Here is a 23,145-nt window from a genome sequence, read left to right on the forward strand (position 1 = left end):
CCTCGCTGCGGGGGAAGCCCCGGGCAATGCGGGAAAAAGATGCACGTCCCCTTCGGAGACCGCTCCCACCCGCTCGTCACCCCCGGTCGGCCGCGGCCAGGTGGGCCGTCTGCGCCTGTACGAGTTTCAGGGCCCGCAGCGGCGCGACCGCGTCCCCCGGCACGGGGTACCAGGCCGCCCGGGCCTCACCCTCGCCGACGAGCGTGCCCCTGATCGGCCCCGCCTGGGCACGGGCGGGCCCCATCCGGCGCAGGCGCTCCGGTCCGATCGCGATCCCCACCGGAACAGCGGGCCCCGCCCACACCGGCACGTAGGTGGTGTCGCTCCGGCCGGGGAGGCAGCGCACCCGCAGACCCTCCAGGAGCACGTCCGCCGCGAGTGCCTCCACCAGCTCCGGGAGCACATCGAACGGTGCTGCGCCCTCGTCCTCGAACCCGGTCACCACCGACACCTTCTCCAGGGCCTGGTCCCCACGCCAGGTGAGGTGGATCCGCCCGGAGAACGGGTGGCCCAGGCCCAGCGGACCCGACAGGTACAGGACCGACGGCTTGGGCCTGCGCCTCAGGGTGAAACCGGACAGCCGGTCACGGTCCCAGGCCATGAGCGCGGGCTCGTGCAGGCCCCACCCGGACGGAGCGGGCCCGGCCAGGTGCTCGGCGATGATCTCCGCCGCACGCCCCAGATCCAGGGGGAACGGGTCGCGGTGGAGCACGGACACCTCCACCACGAGCTGCGTCCCGGCGGTCTCGGCGAAGTTCGCGAGGAATCCCGGAGCCGGCTGGGCGTCCGGTTCCCTCGCGGCCCAGTTCAGTCCGGACGGCTCCTTGGCCGCGAGGAACCCGTACTCGGTGTCCCAGTGCACCGGCAGCCCGGTGATGCCGTCATAGCAGTCACCGTCCTCGCCCCGTACCACCCAGCGCCCCAGAGGTCCGGCCAGGAAGGTTCTGGCCCCGTAGGTCAGCCTTGCCGTGGGCGGGGTGAGCACCTGGAGCGCCCTCTCCCCGCTGTGCGTGGCCACAGCGTCGCTGAGCCAGGAGTCGAAGGGCACCACCGCGCGGTCCTGGGCGACCAGGAGCGCCCTGGCCGCGGTGCGCTCGACGGCCGGGTGCCCCGGCTCCTCCCACAGTCCGAAGTCGGCCTCACCCGACGTCCACACCGCGCCTCCGAGCCGCAGTGCGAGCCCGTCGGCGAACCGGTGCGCCACTTCGCGCCCCTGCTCGTCGGGGCGGGCACGGGTCTCCACCCACCAGAACGTGTCCGGCAGGCCCGCCACGGCCTCCGGCCCGAGCAGGCGGACGACGTCGTCGGGGTGCTCCACCCGCTGCCCGGGCTCCAGCGTGGCCAGGAGGTGACCGTCCTCGTCCCGGACCTGTAGGACTCTGGTGTCCTCGTGCTGATGCAGCCGCAGTTCCGGATCGACGTCCTGCAATGCCGCGATGACCGCCTGGTCGTCGGGCTTCCCCGCGACCAGGGCCACCACGTCGTAGCTCAACGGCTCTCCCGGCTGGAGGTCTGGGGGCGGGGAAGCCACCGGCGCCGCTCGGCCCAGCCACGGAGCGGATCACCGTTCGTGGGTGAGCATAGTCAAAACGTCACCGAAGAAACTGGTTCGCCCCGCTTAGCCCGTTCTCCTGCCCGCCCCGCTCCTCACCCGGGGGCGCGGGAGGCGTACGGGGACCGCCCGCCCCCGGCGGAGGGCTGGGAGCGGGCGGGGACCGCCGCCTGCGGGCTCTTGGCGTTGTTCAGCGCCATGCCGATTCCATCGATGGTGGAGGGGGAACCGCGTCTAGTCACGGCCGGAGCGGAAACTCAGCCCTGTTTTCCTGTGCTACGGAATCGCGGACAGAGCACGTACCGAAAAGCACTGCCAGGGCAGGGAAATCTGTCCCCCGAGTCACATCATCACCATGCGCACCAGTGTGGCGGAAGAGCGCCCCATCACGTCTTGTGACCGCGAGAAAAAGTGCTGTAGCCTCCTCCAGGTCTCGGCGGACCCGTGTTCTCCGCCGGTACCACCCGGCCCCAGACGAAAGTGACGCTGATGAGATTCGGGAACATGTCCCTGAAGGGCACCGCCATCGTCCTCGCGGCGACCCTGCTCTCAGCCCTGGCCCCCGCTTCCGCCCTCGCCCGGGACACCGCCGAGACGACCTCGGTGAGTGAGACCGAGATCCTCATCACCAACGACCACGAGGTCCTGGAGGTGGGCGCGGAGGGAGACGTCGAGAGCGTCGACGCCTACCTTGAGGAGACCTACTCCGAGGACGAACTCTCCACCCTGGACACCGGATACGGCTACCTGACCAACGGCAGGCTGCGCATCGTCGCCACCGGATGCCGCAAGGCCAAGGTGGACTACACCAAGTACAGCGGCAGCAGCATCACGGTGAACTTCCGGGTGCGGTACGCCCACGGCGGGCAGAGCTCGCCCTCCGCTTGGCAGACCGTGAGCAGCAGTGCGAGCGCGGCCTTCCCCCTCACCCGTTCCGAGCGGGTGCGCGGCGTCATGAGGCTCGTCAGCGGCGCTGAGTACCACACCGAACTCGTGCACTGCAACTGAGCCCACCCCCTCCCCACCGCGCCCCGGCCGCCCGTCCGGCCGGGGCTCTCCCCTGTTGGAAGCCCCATGTGGATGGTCCTGCTCCACGTGACCCCGCTGACCGTTGCCGTGGTGCTGGTGTCACTCCTGTTGTCCGCCCTGCTCCTCGCCCAGTGGCGTGGGAGGAGGCCGGACACCGCCCGCCCCGTCCTGCGCGGTCTGCTCGCCGCGGCCACGGTCGTCTACCTGGCGGTCCTGGCCATGCCGATCTTCAGCTGGGAGCTGGTCGGAACCGGACAGGCACGCCATGTCGACTGGAACCCCCTCAGCGCCTACGAGGAACTCCGGTGGCAGCAGGAGCAGGAGGAGCGCGTCGAGCCCGAGGAGTTCAGCGTCTTCCTCGAATACGAGGACGCCCTCGCCTACTACACGCCCCGGGAGCTGACCCCCGAACAGGTGGAGGAGGCCCGCGACGGGCGGGTCGGGCTCGGAGAACAGGCCGGGGGCCAGGAGATCGACTACGTCGTCCACCCCACCACGGACGGCCGGGAGGTCGTCCTCACCCCGGAGGGAGGGGAGGTCTCCCCCGAGGGGGCCGCCAGGGTCCTCGCGGAGGTGCGGCCGGTCATCGATGCCCAGGGACAGCCCGCCCGGTACCAGTCGTTGATCGTCGAGGAGAAGCTGGTCAACGCCCTGCTGTTCGTACCCGTGGGCATCGTCGCCTGCCTGGCCCTGGGCTCGTGGCCCTCGCGGCTGCTCTACGGCCCGGCCCTGAGCCTGACCATCGAGACCGTCCAGTGGGCGATGGCCGCCGGACGCGGCGCCAGTACCGGCGACGTTCTGGTCAACGTCGTCGGATCGGCCGTGGGGGCGGCCATGGCCGCCTCGGCAGCGGCCCTCGTCCGACGCTTGGCCCGCGGACGCGCCCCCGCCGGGTGAGGCCCGCTCACGGTCCGGACCGAAGGCGAGAGGGGCCGAGGCGGAGTCGGGCTTTGGCCCGAACACGTTGACGGACGGCTCTGTCGGGTTCGGCGGCCTCCTTGCCCGCCCCGCTCCCCACCCGGGGACGTGGGAGGCGCATGGGAACCGCCCGCCCCCGGCGGAGGGCTGAGGGCGGGCGGGGACCGCCACGGCCCCGCCCGACCGGATCAGGCGTCCTGGTGCTTCTCCACCCAGGACGTGAGGGGCTGCCCCTGGATGGCTGCGGCCATCAGCTCGGGGAACGCGTCGGGGGTGCAGGCGAAGGCCGGCACACCCATCTCGGCGAGCGCGGACGCGTTCCGGCGGTCGTAGAACGGCGCGCCCTCGTCCGAGAGGGCCAGCAGCACCACCACCTGGACCCCGGCCGCCTGCATGGCGGCCACCCTCCTGAGCATCTCCTCTCGGACACCGCCCTCGTACAGGTCGCTGATCAGCACGAAGACCGAGTCGCTCGGCTTGCTGATCAGCTCCTGGCAGTAGGCGACGGCCTTGTTGATGTGCGTGCCACCGCCCAGCTGGGTGCCGAACAGCACCTCGACCGGGTCGGTGAGCTGCTCGGTCAGGTCCACGACCGCGGTGTCGAACACGACCAGGGACGTGCGCAGGGTCTTCATGGAGGCCAGGACCGCGCCGAACACGCTCGCGTAGACCACGGAGGAGGCCATCGATCCGCTCTGGTCGATCGCCAGCACCACGTCCTTCTGCACGCCGCGGCTGCGGCGCCCGTAGCCCACCAGGGTCTGCGGCACGATCGTGTCGTGCTCGGGCAGGTAGTGGGCCAGGTTGCGGCGGATGGTCGCGTTCCAGTCGATGTCGGCCGCCCGGCGCGGCCGGTGCGTGCGCGCCGACCGGTCGATCGCGCCCTGCACCAGGGACCGCGTCTTCTGCGCCACCCGCCGCTCCAGGTCGTCGACCACCCGGCGCACCACCGCGCGGGCGGACTCGCGGGCCTGGTCGGGCATCACCCGGTTGAGTGAGAGCAGTGTCCCCACCAGGTGCACGTCCGGCTCGACCGCCTCCATCATCTCCGGCTCCAGGAGGAGCTGGTGCAGGCCCAGTCGGTCCATGGCGTCCCTCTGCATCACCTGCACCACGGAGGACGGGAAGTACTCGCGGATGTCGCCCAGCCAGCGCGCCACCCGGGGCGCCGAACCGCCGAGGCCGGCGGAGCGCTCAGCGCTGGTCCCGGACCCGTCCCGGTCGTACAGCGCCTCCAGGGACGCGTCCATCCCCTGGTCGGCCGTACCGAGCCCTGAGGGGCACTGCGCCTCCCGGCCGAGTACCAGTCGCCAGCGGCGTTCCCGCTCGTCCACGGCGTTCATGCGCCGCTCCTTCCTTCGGTGAGGATGGCCAGCGCGGTGGCCAGGGCCGGGGCCGCGCGTTCGGTGTCCACGTCCGCACGGGCCCGGACGCCGCCGTCGGTGGCGCGCGCCGACCCGAGCCTCAGGGCGGACGCGCCGATCTCCCGGCGCTCAGAGCCGTCGAAGGACCCGAAGGTGCGCCGCAGCAGCGGCAGCACGGCGGTGAACCGCTCCTCGGGCAGCGCGAGCAGCCAGGTGTCGATCAGCCCGAGCAGGTGCTCGTCGTGCACCAGGATCAGCCCGCTGCCCTGGAGGAACCCCTCCAGCCAGGCGGCGGCCGAGGAGGGCTCGGTGCCCGGGGACATCGCCAGGCCGAGGCGTCGGCGCAGCTCGTCGCCGTCCAGCAGCCCGGCGTCCGACAGCATCCGGTTGACCCGTCCGGCGATCCGGCCTGGCAGGGTGTCCCGCCCCACCAGGGCGACCAGGGCCGCGGTCCAGGCCCGCTCCCCCTCCCCGCCGAGGAGGGTGGCGGCTGTGTGCGTGGCGTCGATGCGCCTGACGAACTCCACCGCCGCGTCGTCGTCCAGACCGTGCACGGCGGGGGCGAGTCCGACGCACACGCGCCGCAGGATCTGCTCGGCGACCGTGCGCAGGTGCGCGCCGTCGGTACCGCGCACGTCCCCGTACCTGGCCGAGCGGGCCAGCGGGGGCAGTGCCGCCATCAGGTGGGTGACGTCGCTGTCGGTGGCCGCGCGGTCGGTGAGCAGGGACAGCACCCTGGGCAGGGCCTCACCCAGGTCGGCGAGCAGGCACCGCTCGGTGAGGGAGGTCAGCGCGGGCAGGTCCGCGTCCTCGGCGGTGCCGACCGCCCTGGCCGCGGCGGCCGACGCCACGGTGGTACCCCACCGGCTGGCCTCGATCAGTGCCACGTCCATGTCGGGGTCCCAGCGCAGCCGCCACGACTCACGGAAGGTGCCCTTCTGTCCGCCGTCGGGGGTGCGCGGAACACCCCAGTCGACACCGAGCAGCCGCAGCCGGTGCAGCAGTACCCCGCGTTCGCGCTGGTTGTCCTTGCGCAGGTCCAGGTCGATGTCGCGGTCGAAGGGCTCCGGCTTGAGCCGCAGACGCTTCTGGGCCGTGATGAGGTCGCGCTGGAGGGGGACCATGGGCGTGGACGGGGGCACCGATCCCATCCGCTCGCCGATCGCCATCCGGCGGTGGACGAGGGCCGCCCGGGTGGGTTCGCCCTCGCAGAGAACGGAGGTGAGCGCCTCGGACACCTCGTCGAGTCCGGCGAGTGGCCGTCCGCGCAGCACGGCGAGGCTCTCGGCCAGCCGCACGCCCTCGATGACGTGGGAGGAGGAGACCGTCTGCCTCTCCTCCCGCAGGATACGGGCGGCGTCGGTCAGCCACCGGTGCACCGGCAGGTCGGGCGCGGTGAACAGGTGGTGGTACCAGCCGGGCGCGGCCACACCGGCGCCGTAGCCGCTGGCGGTGGCCAGGCGCCCGTGGGTCCACGGCACCCAGGTGGCGTTGACCTTCACCTTGGGCATGCCCTTGAGCAGGGCGGTGTCGTCCTTGACGGGGTAGTCGGCCAGGTCGCGCAGGGCGGGGGCGTGCCAGGCGCCGCAGACCACGACGACCCGTTCGTGCCCCTCCCTGAGGGTGGCGCGCAGGGTCTGGCGCATGTACGCCTCCCGGCGTGCCTCCCGCCCCCGCTCGGGGCCGGACTCGGCGCGGACGGCGGCCATGGCGTCGGCGATCGCGGGGAAGGGGGAGGGCTCCCCGTCGCCGCGCTGTTCGATGACGTCGTCCCACCAGCGTTCGGCGTCGTCGTAGCCAGCGGCCTCGGCGAGTACCCCGAGCGGGTCCAGACGAACCCGTTCCGGCTCGCCGGCGCCGCTGCTCTCGGTCCCCTCCTCGTCCGGCCCGCCCGCGGCACCGGCCGCGTCGGGCCCGTCGGCCCCGGCTCGCCGCTCCTCGGACTCGGCGATCCGCTCGGCGAGGGTGTGCGCGGCGGGAAGGTCGCAAAAGCGCACCGGCACGTCGCCCGCCACCGCGTAGCGCAGCGCCTCCCACTCCGGGGAGAAGCTGGCGAACGGCCAGAACGCCCACCCGTCGCCCTCCGCCACCCTCAACCGTCGGCCTTCGGCCGCGGTACCCTTCTTCCCGGCCGCGTCCTCCTTCTTCGCGGCCCCGTCCCCCGCCGCGTTCCCCTTGGGGGTGTCGGCGAGGTAGGCCAGCAGCGCCACCGGCGGCTCCAGCCCGCCCACCAGGGAGGTGAGCGCGTCCGCCTCCGGCGGACCCTCGATCAGCACGGCGTCGGGCTTGATCTCCTCCAGGGCCGCCCGGACGGCCCGGGCCGAACCCGGGCCGTGGTGCCGCACGCCCAGGACGTGCAGCCCGCTCGTGTCCAGTCGGGAACGACCCATCAGGCGCCCACCTCACGGCAGGCGCGGTAGAACTCGCCCCAGCCCTCGCGCCCCTGCGCGACGGTCTCCAGGTACTCGCGCCACACCACGCCGTCGGAGACCCGGTCCTGGACGACGGCGCCCTGGATGCCGGCGGCGACGTCGGCCGGACGCAGCCGCCCGTCACCGAAGTGCGTGGCCAGCGCGATGCCGCTGGTGATCACCGAGATCGCCTCGGCGGTGCTCAGCGTTCCGCTGGGGGACTTGACCCTGGTGCCGTTGTCCTCGGTCACCCCCGAGCGCAGCTCGCGGAAGACGGTGACCACCCGCTGGATCTCGGTGAGGCTGGTGGGCACCTCGGGCAGGTCCAGGGCCCGGCCGAGCTGCTCCACCCGCTGGGTGACGATGCGGACCTCGTCCTCGGCGCTGTCGGGCACGGGCAGCACCACGGTGTTGAACCGGCGGCGCAGCGCGCTGGACAGGTCGTTGACACCGCGGTCACGGTCATTGGCGGTGGCGATGATGTTGAACCCGCGCTGGGCCTGCACCTCGACGCCCAGCTCGGCCACGGGCAGGGCCTTCTCCGACAGCACGGTGATGAGTCCGTCCTGCACGTCGGAGGGCATGCGGGTGAGCTCCTCGATGCGGCCGATGGAGCCGCGCGCCATGGCGGTCATGACCGGGCTCGGCACCATGGCCGCCTCGGAGGGGCCCTCGGCGAGCAGCCGCGCGTAGTTCCAGCCGTAGCGGACGGCCTCCTCGGAGGTCCCGGCGGTGCCCTGGACGAGCAGGGTGGAGTCACCGGAGATCGCGGCGGCCAGGTGCTCGGAGAGCCAGGTCTTGGCGGTGCCGGGGACGCCGATGAGCAGCAGCGCCCGGTCGGTGGCCAGGGTGGCCACGGCGACCTCGACGATGCGTCGGGCGCCGATGTACTTGGGGGTGATCTCGGTGCCGTCGTCCAGGGTGGCGCCCAGCAGGTACTGGGTTACCGCCCACGGGGAGAGCTTCCAGCCCGGGGGGCGCTGGCGACCGTCGACCTTGGTCAGCGCCTCGATCTCGGCGGCGTAGGTCTGCTCCGCGTGCGGGCGCAGGGCCTGGGCGGCTTCGGTCTGGGAGGAGGGGGCGGAGGTGGTCAACTAGAACTCCTTGTGCATGTCGAGTCGGAACTGGAGGGTGTCCCGGAGCTGGAGGTAGGCGTCGGCGGAGGCACCGTCGAACGGGGGTTGCGTTCGCAGGTCGGCGAGTCGTTCGGGGGGCATGTGCGCGGCGGCGGCCTCGCAGACCTCCCGGTATCCGTGGTGGTCGTGCTTGCGGCCCCTGGTGTGCAGGCGCCCGACCACCCGTGCGTTCAGTTCCGGTGTCCAAGGGCCTCGTGTGGCGTGCAGCAGCTCGCTCCAGCGGATGAGGGCGGCCTTGTCGGAGAGGACTCCGAGCACGTGCGCGCAGCGCTCCCCGACCGGCAGCAGGTCCAGCAGTTTCCTCAGCTGGGAGGACTGCCGCCCGTGGACACCCAGGTGCTGGGTGATCCGGGAGCCGAGCGTCCCGAGGAGGGCCCTGGCCCACTCCGCGTCCCGGCGGACCACGATGGCGTTGACGAAGGCGTCGAGCAGCCGGTCGTGCTCCCGGGGCTTCTTCTCGGCCGCCGCGAGGACACCGGAGGGGTCGGTGCCGAGCAGGCCGGGCCACACGTCCAGTGGCGTGTGGGTGACCAGCGCCCACACCCGCTCGTACCCCTCGTGCCTGGTCTCGGTGTGCCCGGAGGGCTCCGCCAGGGCGAGGTCGCGGTGAATCGCGGCGCCGCGCGTGTGGACGGGATCCACCCGCAGGGAGCCGTCCGCGCACAGTGCGGCGTGTGCGCGGGCGTGGCCGCGCAACCGTACGGCGTGGGCGCTGTCCGGCAAGCGGGTGAGCAGGGAGAGCGCGTAACCGCGCACGTTGGCGCTCCGGTCGTCCAACGCCCCTTCGAGGAACTCCTCGTCCGCGGGACCGAGCCCGGTGGCGAGCGCCTCCAACAGGCGTCGGCGCAGCTCCGCCCTGGCCAGACCCGTCCAGACGCCGGTGAGGAGCTCGCGGGCCCGGTCCGGGTCGGTGGCGCGCAGGGTCGCGAGCGAACGGCGCCGCTCGCCGGGGGTACCGCGTTCCCAGTCCCGCTCGCTGAAGCGGCCGTCGGGGGTGGACTCGGCCAGCACGTAGGACCAGGCGGTGTTGAACCGGGCCGTCCAGAGGCCGCGTGCGCCGACGGCGGCGGCGAGCTCGGGGCGCAGCCGACCGTCGCGCACGCCCTGGTCGAGGAGGGAGGGGATGCTGGAGTGCGCGGCGCGCCGTCCGCTGGCGGCCACCAGCTCCAGCCATTCCTGGAGGGACTCGTGCCGCGTCGCGAGAATGCGTTCCAACCGGGCGGTCGCGGCCGAGCCGACCTCGGGGCGCTGGTCCTCGGTGTCGGGGGTGACGGACGCGATCCCGGTGACGGGGACGTGCCCGGCGACGCGGCGGACGGTGGCCAGGGCGGCCCGGTCCAGGAGGGCCGCGGCGCCCCCGCCCTCCGGGGTGGCGGGCAGGTCGGGGGTGTCGGGAACGGAGCGCTTGGAGGTGCCGACCAGGGCGGTGGAGACCAGGCGTCCCCAGGAGTCGGTGGTGGTCAGGGGGTCGGGGGCTTCGGAGGCACGGGTGCCGGTCACAGGGAGACCGCCTTTCCGTTCCGGTCCCACACGGCGATGGGGGTGAGTCCTTCCCCCGGCGACCACTCGGCGGCGATGGTGGAGGGGTGGCCGCCGGTGACCGCGAGGAGCCGCCAGGGTTCGGTGGTGGTCAGGGGCAGTGCGGCGCCCTCGGGGTCGGTGAGGTACCACCGGCTGTCATAGGCGGGCACGGCGCGGTCGAGCACGACCGGCCAGGTGTCGCACCAGGGGTCCTCGGCGACGGCGGCGGCGAAGGCGTCGAGCGCCTCGGCGACCGTGCCTCCCTCGGGCGGTGGCGCGGAACCGGTGTCGCCCTCGCGGACGGGAGCGACGCGGTGGCCGTCGGGGTAGAAGGCGAACTCGGTGGTCACGTCGGTGCCGACCCGGAACGGGGTGACGGGGGCCTGCCCGGATCGGGCGAAGGACAGCGAAAGGGCGGTGCGCGCGGTACCGGTACCGCGCAGCCACAGGCGGCGGGTGCGCATGTCGGCGTCGGGGGTGCTGGTGTCGCGCCAGCCCAGGACCCGCCACGTGTCGTGGACGCGCTCGCCGTTCGCCAGGACGTCCTCCGTCCTGGTGGTGATGCCGACACGTGCGCGGACGGCGCCGCGGGTCCGCTCGTCGAGGGCGTCCCCGGCGCTGTAGGCGCTGGCCAGTAGGTGGAGGAGGCTGAGCCTCTCCAGCAGACGCTCGGGCCAGGCGTCCCCGCGGGCCGCGCCGGGCAGCTGGGAGACGCGGGCGGAGGCGCCGCCCGCCTTGGCGTCGACCAGGCGCTTGGCCATGCGGTCCCAGTGGCCGTAGCCGTACTTGGGGACCTCGGCCAGCCCGGCGTCGACCTGGTCGCGCAGCCAGAGCCGGAGCTCGTCCATCCCGGCCCCGACCGACTCCTCCCTCTCCCTGAGGGTGGCGGCCGCTCTCTCCGGGTCCGCGGGTACGGCGGAGGAGCTGCTCTCCGCGCGTGTCCGGCGGGCGGCCCGGCCGGAGAGCCAGTTGGTCACCCACTCGGGCCTCTCCTCGCGAAGCGCCACCTGGTCCTGGGCCCACAGGGCGAGCAGGGCCAGGGTGTGCTTACACGGGATCTTGCGGCTGGGGCAGCTGCACTTGTAGGCGGTGCCTCCGGCACCGTCCAGGTGAACGGCGGCCAGATAGGGCTTGGACCCGCTGCCCTTGCACTCACCCCACACGGCGGAGGTGCCACCCGAGGGGGCGGCGACCACTCCGCGCTCGGGCCAGGACCCCTCCTTGGCCACCTTGAGGGCGGCCTTGCGGGAGGCGGGGTCCGGAGCCAGAGCCCATACGTCGTCAGTACTCCATCGATCGCTCACACGGAGAACACTACGGAGCGGGTGCGACAGAACGAGGGGTTCGGACAGCCTTTCGGAAACCCTTTCCCAAACGTGCCCACGGGCCCTTCACGAGCCCGGCGGAACTGTCGTACCCCTGTGCCAGGCTCGGGCCGCGGAGCGGCCATGGCGGAGCGCGGATACCCTGCACATAGGGCATTTCAGCGCTCCTTGAAATCGTTTCGTGTTTTCTGGACGCTTTATCCCAATACCGAAAGCCCGAGGTCCGAATTTCCTCAGGCTTGTTGAAAAAGCCCCCCCGCACTTCTAGAATGCCACGACCAGGGTGCCGTTCACCCACCGGTCCGCCAGCAAACAGTCCCTCCCCGTCCGGAGGACGGTCCCGCTTCCCCCGCCTCTCGCCGCGCCAGCACGACGTCTCCCGAAGGGAGGGAAGCGGTTCCCGTTTCCCGGGTACCGCGCACCCGATGACGACAGCCCGACCCGGCGACCCGGACGCCACCGCGTCCCGTGGGCAGCCCGACGAGGTCACCCGGCTCTACGGCTCCGCCCCCGGCACCGTCCGTGACGGGCTCTGGGACGAGCTGCGCGAACGCCACGGCCCCGTCGCGCCGGTGGAGCTGGAGAACGGCGTACGGGCCTGGCTGCTGCTGGGCTACCACGAGAACCTCGCCGTCCTACAGAACCAGCACATGTTCTCCCGCGACACCCGCCGCTGGCGCGAGGTCGGCGCGGGCCGCGTCGACCTCGCCGACGCCCGCCCCACCCTCTCGTGGCGCCCCAACGCCCTGTACGCCGACGGGGCCGAGCACACCCGGCTGCGCTCACCCATCGTGGACGGCCTTGCCAGGGTGGACATGAGCGCCACAGCGCGCACGGTCCGCCGGATCGCCGACGAGCTGGTCGACTCCTTCATCGCCAGCGGCAGCGCAGACCTCATCTCCGAGTACGCCAGTCCGCTGCCCGTGCTGGTGGTCAACAGCCTGTACGGGCTCCCCGACGAGTACGGATACATGCTCGGGGACCTCACGGGCATCGTCCTGGGGGATGACGCCGGACGCGGCGAGGACGCCGTCGCCAGCATCCACCAGTACTTCTCCGAACTGGTCGCCCGCAAGCGCGGGCGCCCGGGGCCGGACCTGGTGTCATGGATGCTGGAACACCCGATCGGGCTGAGCAGCGATGAGGTCGCACATCAGGCCGCGCTCATCAACAACTCCAGTCACCAGGCCACCACACACCTCATCGGCAACACGATGCGCACTCTGCTCACCGACAACAAGGTCCGCGCGGCGCACGCCGACGCCCTCTTGTCGGTCCAAGAGCTGCTCGACCACGTGATGTGGACCGATCCGCCCTGCCAGATCCTGCCCGCCAGGATCGCCCTCCAGGACACACGCATCGGAGACGCCAGGATCCGGGCGGGAGACGCCCTGCTCATCGGCTTCGCCGCCGCCCACCGCGACCCGTCCCTGCGGTGCGGCCGTGACGACGGCACCGGGGTGTCCAGCGGGAGCCGGGCCCACCTGATGTTCGGTGCCGGACCGCACGCCTGCCCGGCCCGCGAGCTGGCCATGATGACCTCCGCGATCGCCGTCACCACGCTCCAGGAACGGCTGGCCAGGGTCAGGCTGGCCGTGGAGCCCGAGGAACTGCGCCGGGTGCCGTCTCCGTTCGTACGCGGGCTCCGCGAACTGCCGGTCACCTTCACCCCGGACCGACCCGTCACCCCGCCGCGCCGGGGGCCCGCCGAATCCGGCCGCGCCCCGGAGGCCGAGGATGCCGACGCCCCCGAGGACGACCTGCTGGGACGCGTCCTCAGCTGGTGGCGCGGACTGCGGTCCTAGCACGTGTCCGGCGGACGCGGCCCGGTCGCGCCGTGACCGGGCAAGGCGCGCCCCCGGCCTCCGCGCGGTGGGTCCCGTACTCGTAGCGAGGTGCGGCGCTCGAAACCCGCTACGAGTACGGGACCGACGGGGACCGGGTCCTGCCCGTCACGCCGGCGACGTTCGCGGCCAACGCCCTAGGAGGGCCCCATAGCCCGGATCGGTCCGGACAGCTCCCTCTCGAAGAAGTCGAAGAACCCCTTCGGGTCGGGGCCGGCGTTGATCAGGCACAGGCGGTCGAATCCGGCGGAGGCGAACTCGCGAACCACCTCCAAGTGCCTTTCCGGATCCGGCCCGCACCCGAACACGTCGCGCATCGCGTCCCTGCTGATCAGGGTGGTGGCCGCCTCGAAGTTGACCGGGTTGGGCAGCTCCGACTGCACCTTCCACCCGGTCAGGGCGAAGCGGAACATGTCGCGCGCCGAGTCCAGGGCGTCGCCTTCGTTGGTGGCCCACGCCAGGGGCACCTCGGCGTAGCGGGGACCGGTGCCGCCGGTGTCCCGGTAGACGCGGGTGAGCGCCTTGCTGGGCTCGGTGCAGAACATGCCGTCACCCAGCTCGGCGGCGAGCAGGGCGGCCTCCTCGCCGCCCGCCGCCACGATGATCGGCGGCGGCTCGCCCGGCAGGTCGAACACCTGGGCGTCCTCCAGGGTCAGATACTTGCCGTCGTAGGAGTGGTAGCCGCCGGTCCACAGCAGGCGGATGATCTGGATCGCCTCACGCAGCATCTCGTGGCGCCTGCTCGCGTTGGGCCAGCCCTTGCCGACCACGTGCTCGTTGAGGCGCTCACCGGAACCCAGCCCCAGGGTGAACCGCCCCTCGGACAGGAGGGCGGTGGTGGCCGCGGCCTGCGCGACGATCGCCGGGTGCACGCGCAGGATCGGGCAGGTGACACCGGTGGCGAGCTCGATCCGGTCGGTGCGCTCGGCGATGGCGGCGAGCATCGACCACGCGAAACCGGAGTGGCCGTGGCTGAACAGCCACGGGTGGAAATGGTCGCTGACCTCCACGAAGTCGAACCCCGCCTGTTCGGCGCGGACGGCCTGCTCCACGATCTCCCGGGGACCGAAGGCCTCAGCGAACAGTTTGAAACCGACCTTCATGGCCTCTCGTCTCCCTCTCGGTCAGGCGGGCACCGACGCGGTGGGCCGGTCCCAGTAGCGGTGTGCTCCGATCAACCGGGTGAGCTCGGCGACGCTCTCCGCTCCGGCCTCAGGCGAGACGACCACGCCCAGCTCCGTCCGGGGGGCATCGGCCGCTGCCGCCGTGGTGACCTCGTCCGGCAGCGGGGGCGCGAGCAGCTCCCTTCCGGCGCCGACCGCCGCCACCGGCTTGTGGTGCTTGTACGCCTCCAGGACGAAGTGCCGCGCGAGCCCGTCCCCGACCAGCGCCCGAGCCGAGTCCGGCCCTCCGGGAACCAGGATCGCGTCGTAGAGCACCGAGGAGACGGTGGTGTAGGCCCGGTCCACGGTGACCACTCCCCCGTTGGAGGTGCGGACCGCGCCGTCGGTGGCCGCGAGGAGCTCCACCACGGCCCCGGCCCCGACCAGGGGTTCCCGGAACGCGTCGACGGCGGCTTCGTCCACCCCGTCGGCGACCAGCACGGCCACCTGGCGGCCGACCACGGAACCGAACGTGGTGCTGAGCTGGCTGACGGCGGGCGAGGAGCGCCCGTGGTTGGGTACGGCCTCCTCCTCCGGGGGCTCGACACCGATCCCCTCAGCCACCCGCACGGACAGCCCGTGGTCCACCTGGTTGAGGTTGGCGACCACCCGCTGGCGCACCTCCAGCTCCTCGCACTTGCCCAGTTCGAAGCGGAACGCATCCACCAGGTGGTCGCGCTCCCAGTCCGCGAGGCTGTTGTAGAAGAGCGTGGCCTGCGAGTAGTGGTCGGCGAAGCTCTCACTGCGCACCCGGATCTTGTCGCCCTCCACCTTCTCGGCGTAGTGGTGGTAGACGCCCTCCCCGTGGCCCAGGAACGGGCAGCCGCCGCCCAGGCTGTTGCGGAAGTACGAGGTCCTCCCCCGGTGCACGCGGTGCTGGGCGAAGCCGTCCCTCTGGTTGTTGCTCACCGGCGCGACCGGGCGGTTGACCGGGATCTGCTGGAAGTTGGAACCGCCGAGGCGCAACAGCTGGGTGTCCAGGTAGGAGAAGTTGCGGGCCTGGAGCAGCGGGTCGTTGGTGAAGTCGATGCCCGGCACCACGTTGGCGGTGTGGAAGGCGATCTGCTCGGTTTCGGCAAAGAAGTTGTCCGGGTTCCGGTTCAGGGTCAACTTGCCGATCGGACGGACCGGAACCTCTTCCTCAGGGATGATCTTGGTGGCGTCCAGCAGGTCGAAGTCGAACTTGTGCTCGTCCTCCTCCGGCACGAGCTGCACGCCCAGCTCCCACTCCGGGAACTGGCCGCGCTCGATGGAGTCCCACAGGTCGCGCCGGTTGAAGTCGGGGTCCTTGCCCTGGATGCGCTGTGCCTCGTCCCAGACCAGGGAGTGCGTGCCCAGCAGCGGCTTCCAGTGGAACTTGACGAAGGTGCCGCGTCCCTCGGCGTTGACGAAACGGAAGGTGTGGACGCCGAAGCCCTGCATCGTCCGGTAGCTGCGCGGGATCGCCCGGTCCGACATCAGCCACATCATCATGTGCGTGGTCTCGGGCTGTAGGCCCACGAAGTCCCACAGGGTGTCGTGCGCGGACTGGGCCTGGGGGATCTCGTTGTGGGGTTCGGGCTTCACCGAGTGCACGAAGTCGGGGAACTTGATCCCGTCCTGGATGAAGAAGACGGGCATGTTGTTGCCGACCAGGTCGTAGTTGCCCTCCTCGGTGTAGAACTTCGTCGCGAACCCGCGGACGTCGCGCACCGTGTCGGCCGAGCCCCGGGATCCGGCGACCGTGGAGAAGCGGACGAAGACCGGCGTGGTGACGTCGGGACTGCTCAGGAAGTGCGCCGCCGTCACGTCGGAGAGCCCCTCGTAGGGACGGAAGTGTCCGTAGGCGCCCGCGCCGCGCGCGTGCACCACCCGCTCGGGGATGCGCTCATGGTCGAAGTGTGTGATCTTCTCGCGGGCGTGGAAGTCCTCCAGCAGTGTGGGCCCCCGCGCACCCGCGCGCAGCGAGTTGTCGGTGTCTCCCACCTGGACGCCGGTATCGGTGGTCAGAGGCTGGTCGGCGTCGACCCGGTCCCCGTCAAGCTGACGGTCCTTACCGTCACGCCCGTCCGCGTTCATGAAAACCTCCGTCGGTCGGCGGGTTCTGTGTGCCGAGGGCTCCTACCTCCCGTCCCTCTGACCAACGCGGTTCGCGGACAAACGTGGTTGACCCCGTTTTGGAGCGTCCTTCACCGCCTCCCGGCCGGGGCAAAGGAAGGTTCCGTGATCGGGCCCGGCCCGAGTCGAAGAAGGCCAGACGGGTAGGGGCGGGCACGCCAGAAGACCGAGGAGACAGAGGGGAGACGACCATGTCCGAGACTTCGCCCCCGGCGCAGAGCCAGCCGTATCCGGGCCGGACCGAGCCGATGGATCCGCGTCCCAGGGACGAGATGCGCGACTACGAGGGCCGCGGCCTGCTCAGGGGGAAGCGGGCCCTGATCACGGGGGGCGACTCCGGGATCGGCCGCGCCGTCGCCGTGGCCTTCGCCAAGGAGGGGGCCGACGTGGTCTTCGGCTACCTCAGCGAGGACGCCGACGCCCAGCACACGGTGGAACTGGTCCAGGAACAGGGGCGCAAGGCCGTGAGCGTGCGCGGGGACATCGCCGACGAGTCGGTCTGCGCCCATCTGGTCCACCGCGCGGTCGAGGAGCTGGGCGGGATCGACGTCCTGGTCGAGCACGCCGGCACCCAGAAGCCGGTGGACGATTTCGCCGACCTGAGCACCGAGCAGCTGCGTCGCACGTTCGACGTCAACGTGATGGGGGTCTTCTGGACCGTCCGCGAGGCCCTGGAGCACATCCCCGAGGGCGGTTCGATCATCATCACCGGCTCGGTCAACGGCCTGCGCGGCAACAAGTCGCTGATCGACTACGCGGCGAGCAAGGCCGCGGTGATGAACCTGTCGTCCTCTCTGGCGCAGACACTCATGGGCCGTGGCATCCGGGTGAACTGTGTGGCGCCCGGGCCGGTGTGGACCCCGCTCATCCCCGCCACGCTCGGGGAGAGGGGATCCGAGGGGTTCGGCCAGCAGGCACCGATGGGCCGGGCGGCCGATCCGGACGAGATCGCCCCCTCGTACGTGTTCTTCGCCAGCGGCCGGATGTCGTCGTACTACAGCGGCGAGACACTGTCGCCGATCGGCGGGGAGATCCAGTCGAGCTAGCCGGCCACCGCGCGAACGATCCTGCTCCCAGTGCCACTGTCAGTGGCACTGGGAGCAGGATCATCGGAAGAGGAGAGGGGCCCGTCAGGACGACGAGCGGACTCTGGCGGTGCGCCGGTCGTTCTCCTTGCGCAGCGCGTCCACGAGCTGACCCTTGCTCATGGACGAGCGCCCCTCGACGCCGAGTTCCCTCGCCTGCTCGTAGAGGTGTTCCTTGGTGGCGTTGGCGTCCACTCCCCCGGCGGTCTTCTTGTCCTTGCCCCGTCCGGGGCCCGCCTCGGGGTTGGATGCCTGCTCGTCCGAGGGGCCCGAGCGCTGCTTGGGCACCCAGCGGTCGCCCTGCTTCTCGAACTCGTGCTTGACGGCCGCGAAGGCGACACGGTGCGCACGCTCGCCCTCGCCGTACTCCTCCACGGCCGAGTCGTGCGCCTTGATCCATGTGCGCTGAGCCTTCTTCGGGGACCTCTGGAGGGTCGACGGAAGTTCACTGGCACCAGGCATGGTTCTCACTCCCTCGTCGTACGCCTACACGATCCGCCTGCCCAGGAACATGTCACCAAAACACCGTGGCATCCCGAATCGGGTCGTTTCAGCCCCGTGAACTGCTCTCCGTCACTACTGGTGATTCCACGGATGCACGTTCACCAAAGCGAAACCATAGTGAACCCACGAGCGAAGGGAGGTTAATTTTTTGGTACCCGGTCTCCTTTTTTCTCTCCGTTAGGGAGAGGCCGGGAACCTGATACCGACCGACGCACCGAGATCCCTGTGGTGCGAGCAGGTCGGATTCCCCCAACGGGAAAACCCCTGGTCCGCGCTTACCGAAAGGTGCGCGGATTCCCGCTGCACGAGAGAAGGAAAAAGGCGTGCAAACATACCCCCTTTCCCCCGAAACCAACGGCGCCCGCCGCGGTCCCCTGTCCCGGGTGCCCCGATTCGCCGCCCGTGCGGCGCTGACCCTGACGCTCGTGGCGGGCGTCACCGGCGGTTTCGTCGCCCCGGCGCAGGCAGCGAGCCAGTACGAGCGCGGCCCCGCGCCGAGCGAGTCGAGCGTCACCGCCACCCGTGGCCACTTCGACACCGACACCGACAGCGTGTCGTCGCTGGTGAGCGGCTTCGGCGGCGGCACGATCTACTACCCCACCGACACCAGTGAGGGCACGTTCGGCGGCGTGGTGGTCGCCCCGGGCTACACCGCGAGTTCGTCCACGATGTCGTGGATGGGGCACCGGATCGCCTCACAGGGCTTCGTGGTGTTCACCATCGACACCAACACCCGCTACGACCAGCCCAACAGCCGTGGCCGCCAGATCGAGTCCGCCCTGGACTACCTGGCGGACGACAGCGACGTGGCCGACCGGGTGGACGGCGACCGCATGGCCGTGATGGGCCACTCGATGGGTGGCGGGGGCACGCTCGCCGCCGCCGAGGACCGGCCGGAGCTGCGCGCCGCGATCCCGCTGACCCCCTGGCACACCCAGAAGCGCTGGTCGAGCGTCCAGGTCCCCACGATGATCATCGGTGCCGAGAACGACAGCATCGCCTCGGTGCGCTCGCACTCCATCCCGTTCTACGAGAGTCTGAGCAGCAACCTGGAGAGCGCCTACCTGGAGCTGGACGGCGCGAGCCACTTCGCGCCCAACACGTCCAACACGGCTATCGCCAAGTACAGCATCTCCTGGCTGAAGCGCTTCGTTGACGAGGACGAGCGCTACGAGCAGTTCCTGTGCCCGCCACCCGACACCGGTTGGTTCTCGGACTTCTCCGACTACCGGGACACCTGCCCGCACCTCACCTGATCCGGTCCCCGGTGTCCGCGAGGACAGCGCGGGCCGGGGCTCGAAGCACCGCGGCGGCCCGGAGGGACCTCCCTCCGGGCCGCCGCCCTCGTGTGCCCGGGTGCTCGGGTGGACCGGACCGCCATGAGGGCAGGCCGCGGGAGAGGCAGCGGGGACCGGTCGCGGAAGAGAGGCCATATGCCAGGCCCCAGATAAGCCGCGGGAGAGGTCTCACGGGGCAGGTCCCGAGACGTGCCACGGGACAGGCCCCGATGCAGCAGGCCGCGGAAGGAGCCAGGGAGCAGGCCGCAGGACCCGCCTCCCGGTTCCGGGAACCCACGGCCCCCGAACGCCGAACGGCCCCGGGGCGCGAGCCCGCGGGGCCGAAGGCCACGGCTTCCGGGCGGGGCCCGTGGAGACCGGGCGACCGTCCGGTGGCGGCGCCCCGGAGAGGGGCGCCGACCGGTGATCAGTCGTGGAAGGGCAGCTCGTCGGGACCGAGGGCCTCGAAGTCGACCTCCTCGTTGGGACCGCCCTCGCGGTCGGTCACACGCGTGTCCTGGATGGTCTCGATGTCGCCGCCCTCCTCGTACTGGAGGACGTACACACCCTGGTGGCCGCCGTGGTCACCGTCGCTGGAGGAGAAGGGGACGGGGCTGGGCCCCTGCCACTCCTGGGTCTCCAGGGCGTCGATCAGCGCCTGGCGGGTGAGGTCCTCGCCCGCCGACTTGAGCACCTGGGCGAACATGACGGCCTGGGTCATGCCGAAGATGTGCGTGTTGGTGACCGTGCCGCCCTCACCGTGCTCCTCGTACACGTCGATGAAGAACTGGGCCCACTCGTCACTCTCGTCCTCCACGCGCGGCATGTAGCTCGTGATGATCATGCCGTCGAGGAAGGCGTCGGCGGGGACGTCGTCGATGCCGGCGTCACCCGCGAACTTCGCCAGCAGTCCCTGGAGGGTCGCGGTGTCACCGCCGATGCTGGAGACCACCCACTGCGGCTCGTAGCCGATACTGGACGCCTCCAGCATGGCGAGCGCCACGAACGACGGGATGCAGGAGCACACGACCACGTCGGCGTCCGAGCGTTCGAGCTCGGCGATCTGGGAACCGATGTCGGTGACCTCGGACTCGTAGTGCTCGCGGGCCACGACCTCCTCGTCGAGGTACTGGTCGAGCCCCGCCTGGGAGTCCTCGCCGACGTCGTCGTTCTGGTACAGGTAACCGACGTTCTCACCGGCGAGGTTCTCGGCGATGTACTCGCCCTGGACCTTCGCCTCCTTGGTGTAGTCGGTCTGCCAGCCGTAGGTCAGCGGGTACTCCTCGGGGTTGTTCCACGCCAGCGCGCCCGAGGCCGGGAAGACGTCGGGCACGCCCTCCTCGTTGAGGTAGTCGAGGACACCGCTGTGGGTGGGTGTGCCCAGACCGCCCACCATCGCGAAGATCTCGTCCTCGATGACGAGCTCCCGGGTGACGTCGATGGTGCTCGACGGGTCGTACGCGTCGTCCTCCACCCGGTAGTCGATCTCGCGTCCGTTCACGCCGCCCTGGGCGTTGACGTACTCGAACACGGCCCTGGCGCCCTGGGAGATCGCGAGGTACCCCGGGGCGGCCGGGCCCGTCAGGGGCTGGTGGCTACCGATGATGACGGAGTCGTCGGTGACGCCGGTGGAGACGTCCAGATCGACCTCCTCGTTCTCGGCGACCTCGCCCGCACCGCCACACGCGGTTGCGAGCATCGTCAGAGCCAGGGCCGCAGCCAGTGCGGTCCGGGTTCCGCTGCGGTTTCGCATGGTGTTCTCCTTCGTTGGGGGGGGTCGGGAAGTGTCGTTCGGGCGCGGCGGGGTTCTGGAGGTGCCGGAGGTGGGACGACGGGTGCTGCGGCCGAAGGCCGTCCGTTGAGGATGGTGGAGGGCGACGGCGTGGGCACGAGCCGTCACACCGCAGGCGCCGAAGGTTCCCGTCTTCGGGGTGCCCGAACACGGGGCGAAGCGAAGCGGAGCCCCGAAAAGGCACTGCTAGCGGGGCTTGGTGGGTCTGAGCCGGGCGGTCAGGCGCTGTAGCGCTCCGTGGACGCCCAGGGGCCAAAAGCGCAGGACGAGGATGAGGACCACGCCGAAGAACACGACCGGGAGGTTGTTCTCCGCGTCGCGGCTAAGACCCAGGGACCGGGCCAGGTCCGATGCCCAGATCTCCAGGTAGACGATGGCGATCGAGGCCCACAGCGCTCCCCACAGGCTGCCGATGCCGCCCAGTACGAGGGCCGCGAGCAGAGTCAGGGACAGCGCGAGGGTGAAGGTGCTGGGGGTGACGGTGCCGAGCACGTACGCCTGGAGGCCCCCGGCCAGGCCGCCCGCGGCCGAGGCGATAACGAACGCGACCACCTTGGTCCTGCCCACGGGGGTCCCCGTCATGGAGGCGGCGGTCTCGTCGTCGCGGATGGCGCGCATGCGGCGGCCCAGTCGCCCGGTGGAGACGGTGGCCAGCACCGCGAGGCCGATGACCACCGCGGTCCACACGACCAGGGCCTTCCACTCGCTGTCGGTGACCAGGTCCTGGAGGAGGGGCGGAGCGCCCGCGGTGCGGATGGTGAGGCCGTTGCTGCCGCCGAGGAGGTCGTGGTAGCGGTGGGTCAGCCCGGGCAGACCGACGGCGAGGATGAGGGTGGCACCCGCGAGGTAGGGGCCGTGCAGGCGGGCGGTGGCGGCACCGACCGCGATCCCGGCCACCGCGGACACCGCGACGATGATCAGCAGGTTCACTGCCAGGGGGAACATGGGCTGGTACAGCACGAGCAGCGCCATCGCGTAGGCGCCGATCATCATGAACGCGCCGTGGCCGAGGGAGACCTGGCCACTGCCGCCGACGAGCAGTTGCAGCCCGGCCACGGCCAGCATGGTGTAACCGACGGCGGCCAGGCGCAGCGCGGTGAGGTCACCGGTGACGAAGAGCAGCACGGTGACGGCGGCCAGGCCGAGCGCGGCCAGCAGCAGGTGGCGCAGCGGCGAGGGCAGGGAGCGCCAGCGGTCTCCGAGGGAGGCCGCGGGCGGATTCTGGGAGGCGGGGGCGCGCTCCGCGCGCTGCCGGGTGGGCGAGGACATCAGCTACACCTTTCGCGCGGTCGGACGGGACAGGATGCCGTCGGGGCGCACGCTCAGCACCACTACGACGATGACGAGGGCGGCGAGGGTGGCCAGTTCGGGCCCGGCGTAGCCGGACACGTAGGACATGCTGAGTCCGATGAACAGCCCGCCGAGGACGGCGCCGAACGGGTTGTCCAGACCTCCGATGACGGCTGCGGTGATGCCGTAGACGAACACCACGTCGAAGACGTTCGGAGAGATGAACGGAGGGCCGGAGAGCATGCCGGCGAGGGCGCCGATGAAGGAGGCGATCGCCCATCCGGTGGTGAGCATCAGGCCGACCCGCACGCCGCTGAGCCGGGCGGACTCGGGATGGAAGGCGGCGGCGCGCATACGCAGGCCCAGCGGGGTGAACCGGTACAGGGCGAACAGCAGCAGGGCGACGGCGCCGACGGAGACCAGGGCGAACATGTCGGCGGGCGAGAAGCGTCCCACGTAGCTGAACGCGTACCCGAGACCATGCTGTTCGTTGCCCCAGACGACGCCGACCAGGCCCTGGATGACCAGCAGGAGGCCGAGGGTGACGATGATGGCGTTGAGCTGGGAGACACGGGCGATGGGCCGGACGATGAACCGCTCCACGAGGGCTCCGGCGACCAGGCCCGCGGTGAGCGCGGCGGCGAAGCCGATCCAGTAGGAACCGGTGAGCTGGGTGACGGTGTAGGCGGTGTAGACCGCGACCAGGGCGAGCGCGGGCTGGGCGAAGTTCACCAGTCGGGTGGCCTGGTAGATGATGACCAGGGACAGCGCCAGCGCGGCGTAGGCCGCCCCGGACGCCAACCCGTTGAGGGTCAGGTTGATGAAGTGGGACATGGG

Annotated in this window: 18 protein-coding genes; 5 read left to right on the top strand and 13 right to left on the bottom strand. The window is 71.3% G+C overall.

Translation table 11 applies throughout. The features are described 5' to 3' along the window. Positions 1–76: 76 nt before the first annotated feature. Together AC0T5L_RS16910 and AC0T5L_RS16915 are read right to left on the bottom strand one after the other, a co-directional pair. Positions 77–1,492, bottom strand: coding sequence for a DUF6177 family protein (locus AC0T5L_RS16910; protein WP_476166449.1), 1,416 nt, complete (start codon positions 1,490–1,492; stop codon positions 77–79). 155 nt (positions 1,493–1,647) lie between these two features. Next, a complete protein-coding gene (locus AC0T5L_RS16915; RefSeq protein ID WP_476166450.1) occupies positions 1,648–1,794 on the bottom strand; it encodes a hypothetical protein in 147 nt (48 codons plus the stop codon). A 247-nt stretch (positions 1,795–2,041) separates the two neighbouring features. Between AC0T5L_RS16915 and AC0T5L_RS16920 the strand changes: the two genes are divergently transcribed. Next, the gene (locus AC0T5L_RS16920) at positions 2,042–2,560 is read left to right on the top strand and encodes a hypothetical protein (protein WP_476166451.1); all 519 of its coding nucleotides are present in this window, start codon (positions 2,042–2,044) and stop codon (positions 2,558–2,560) included. Positions 2,561–2,626: 66 nt separating this feature from the next. Continuing rightward, complete coding sequence (locus AC0T5L_RS16925) at positions 2,627–3,478, top strand: VanZ family protein (protein ID WP_476166452.1); 852 nt, start codon at positions 2,627–2,629, stop codon at positions 3,476–3,478. A 209-nt stretch (positions 3,479–3,687) separates the two neighbouring features. Here AC0T5L_RS16925 and AC0T5L_RS16930 read toward each other — a convergent pair whose 3' ends face one another. From AC0T5L_RS16930 to AC0T5L_RS16950, 5 genes are read right to left on the bottom strand one after another with little or no spacing between them, the layout of a single operon-like run. Continuing rightward, complete coding sequence (locus tag AC0T5L_RS16930; protein ID WP_476166453.1) at positions 3,688–4,842, bottom strand: VWA domain-containing protein; 1,155 nt, start codon at positions 4,840–4,842, stop codon at positions 3,688–3,690. Further along, the gene (locus AC0T5L_RS16935) at positions 4,839–7,253 is read right to left on the bottom strand and encodes a DUF5682 family protein (protein WP_476166454.1); all 2,415 of its coding nucleotides are present in this window, start codon (positions 7,251–7,253) and stop codon (positions 4,839–4,841) included. Before AC0T5L_RS16935 ends, AC0T5L_RS16930 begins: the two co-directional genes overlap by 4 nt. Next, positions 7,253–8,368 (bottom strand): ATP-binding protein, encoded by a 1,116-nt coding sequence (locus AC0T5L_RS16940; protein WP_476166455.1) that lies wholly within the window; start codon positions 8,366–8,368, stop codon positions 7,253–7,255. Before AC0T5L_RS16940 ends, AC0T5L_RS16935 begins: the two co-directional genes overlap by 1 nt. Then, positions 8,369–9,910 (bottom strand): DUF5691 domain-containing protein, encoded by a 1,542-nt coding sequence (locus AC0T5L_RS16945; protein WP_476166456.1) that lies wholly within the window; start codon positions 9,908–9,910, stop codon positions 8,369–8,371. Next, the gene (locus AC0T5L_RS16950; RefSeq protein WP_476166496.1) at positions 9,907–11,160 is read right to left on the bottom strand and encodes an SWIM zinc finger family protein; all 1,254 of its coding nucleotides are present in this window, start codon (positions 11,158–11,160) and stop codon (positions 9,907–9,909) included. Before AC0T5L_RS16950 ends, AC0T5L_RS16945 begins: the two co-directional genes overlap by 4 nt. 521 nt (positions 11,161–11,681) lie before the next feature. Here AC0T5L_RS16950 and AC0T5L_RS16955 point away from each other — a divergent pair. Further along, positions 11,682–13,061 carry a cytochrome P450 family protein gene (locus tag AC0T5L_RS16955; protein WP_476166457.1) on the top strand — a complete coding sequence of 460 codons (1,380 nt, stop codon included), beginning with the start codon at positions 11,682–11,684 and terminating at the stop codon, positions 13,059–13,061. A gap of 176 nt (positions 13,062–13,237) precedes the next feature. Here AC0T5L_RS16955 and AC0T5L_RS16960 read toward each other — a convergent pair whose 3' ends face one another. Both AC0T5L_RS16960 and AC0T5L_RS16965 read right to left on the bottom strand, forming a co-directional pair. Continuing rightward, positions 13,238–14,203, bottom strand: coding sequence for a TIGR03557 family F420-dependent LLM class oxidoreductase (locus AC0T5L_RS16960; protein WP_476166458.1), 966 nt, complete (start codon positions 14,201–14,203; stop codon positions 13,238–13,240). Positions 14,204–14,224: 21 nt separating this feature from the next. Then, positions 14,225–16,321 carry a catalase gene (locus tag AC0T5L_RS16965; protein ID WP_476166459.1) on the bottom strand — a complete coding sequence of 699 codons (2,097 nt, stop codon included), beginning with the start codon at positions 16,319–16,321 and terminating at the stop codon, positions 14,225–14,227. Between the two features lie 230 nt (positions 16,322–16,551). Here AC0T5L_RS16965 and AC0T5L_RS16970 point away from each other — a divergent pair, with 230 nt between their 5' ends. Beyond that, the gene (locus tag AC0T5L_RS16970; RefSeq protein WP_476166460.1) at positions 16,552–17,406 is read left to right on the top strand and encodes an SDR family oxidoreductase; all 855 of its coding nucleotides are present in this window, start codon (positions 16,552–16,554) and stop codon (positions 17,404–17,406) included. Between the two features lie 84 nt (positions 17,407–17,490). Here AC0T5L_RS16970 and AC0T5L_RS16975 read toward each other — a convergent pair whose 3' ends face one another. Beyond that, the gene (locus AC0T5L_RS16975; protein WP_476166461.1) at positions 17,491–17,907 is read right to left on the bottom strand and encodes a ChaB family protein; all 417 of its coding nucleotides are present in this window, start codon (positions 17,905–17,907) and stop codon (positions 17,491–17,493) included. A 365-nt stretch (positions 17,908–18,272) separates the two neighbouring features. Between AC0T5L_RS16975 and AC0T5L_RS16980 the strand changes: the two genes are divergently transcribed. Then, entirely contained in the window at positions 18,273–19,205 is a 933-nt protein-coding gene (locus tag AC0T5L_RS16980; RefSeq protein WP_476166462.1) for an alpha/beta hydrolase family protein, read from the top strand. A gap of 448 nt (positions 19,206–19,653) precedes the next feature. Here the strand turns inward: AC0T5L_RS16980 and AC0T5L_RS16985 are convergent, their stop codons facing one another. From AC0T5L_RS16985 to AC0T5L_RS16995, 3 genes are all read right to left on the bottom strand, one after another. Next, positions 19,654–20,979 carry an ABC transporter substrate-binding protein gene (locus tag AC0T5L_RS16985; RefSeq protein WP_476166463.1) on the bottom strand — a complete coding sequence of 442 codons (1,326 nt, stop codon included), beginning with the start codon at positions 20,977–20,979 and terminating at the stop codon, positions 19,654–19,656. A 225-nt stretch (positions 20,980–21,204) separates the two neighbouring features. Further along, positions 21,205–22,287, bottom strand: a complete 1,083-nt coding sequence (locus tag AC0T5L_RS16990; RefSeq protein ID WP_476166464.1) for a branched-chain amino acid ABC transporter permease — start codon at positions 22,285–22,287, stop codon at positions 21,205–21,207. Positions 22,288–22,290: 3 nt separating this feature from the next. Beyond that, positions 22,291–23,142, bottom strand: a complete 852-nt coding sequence (locus AC0T5L_RS16995; RefSeq protein WP_476166465.1) for a branched-chain amino acid ABC transporter permease — start codon at positions 23,140–23,142, stop codon at positions 22,291–22,293. Positions 23,143–23,145 lie beyond the last annotated feature (3 nt).

It is taken from the genome of Nocardiopsis sp. TRM 82005, from assembly GCF_056312425.1.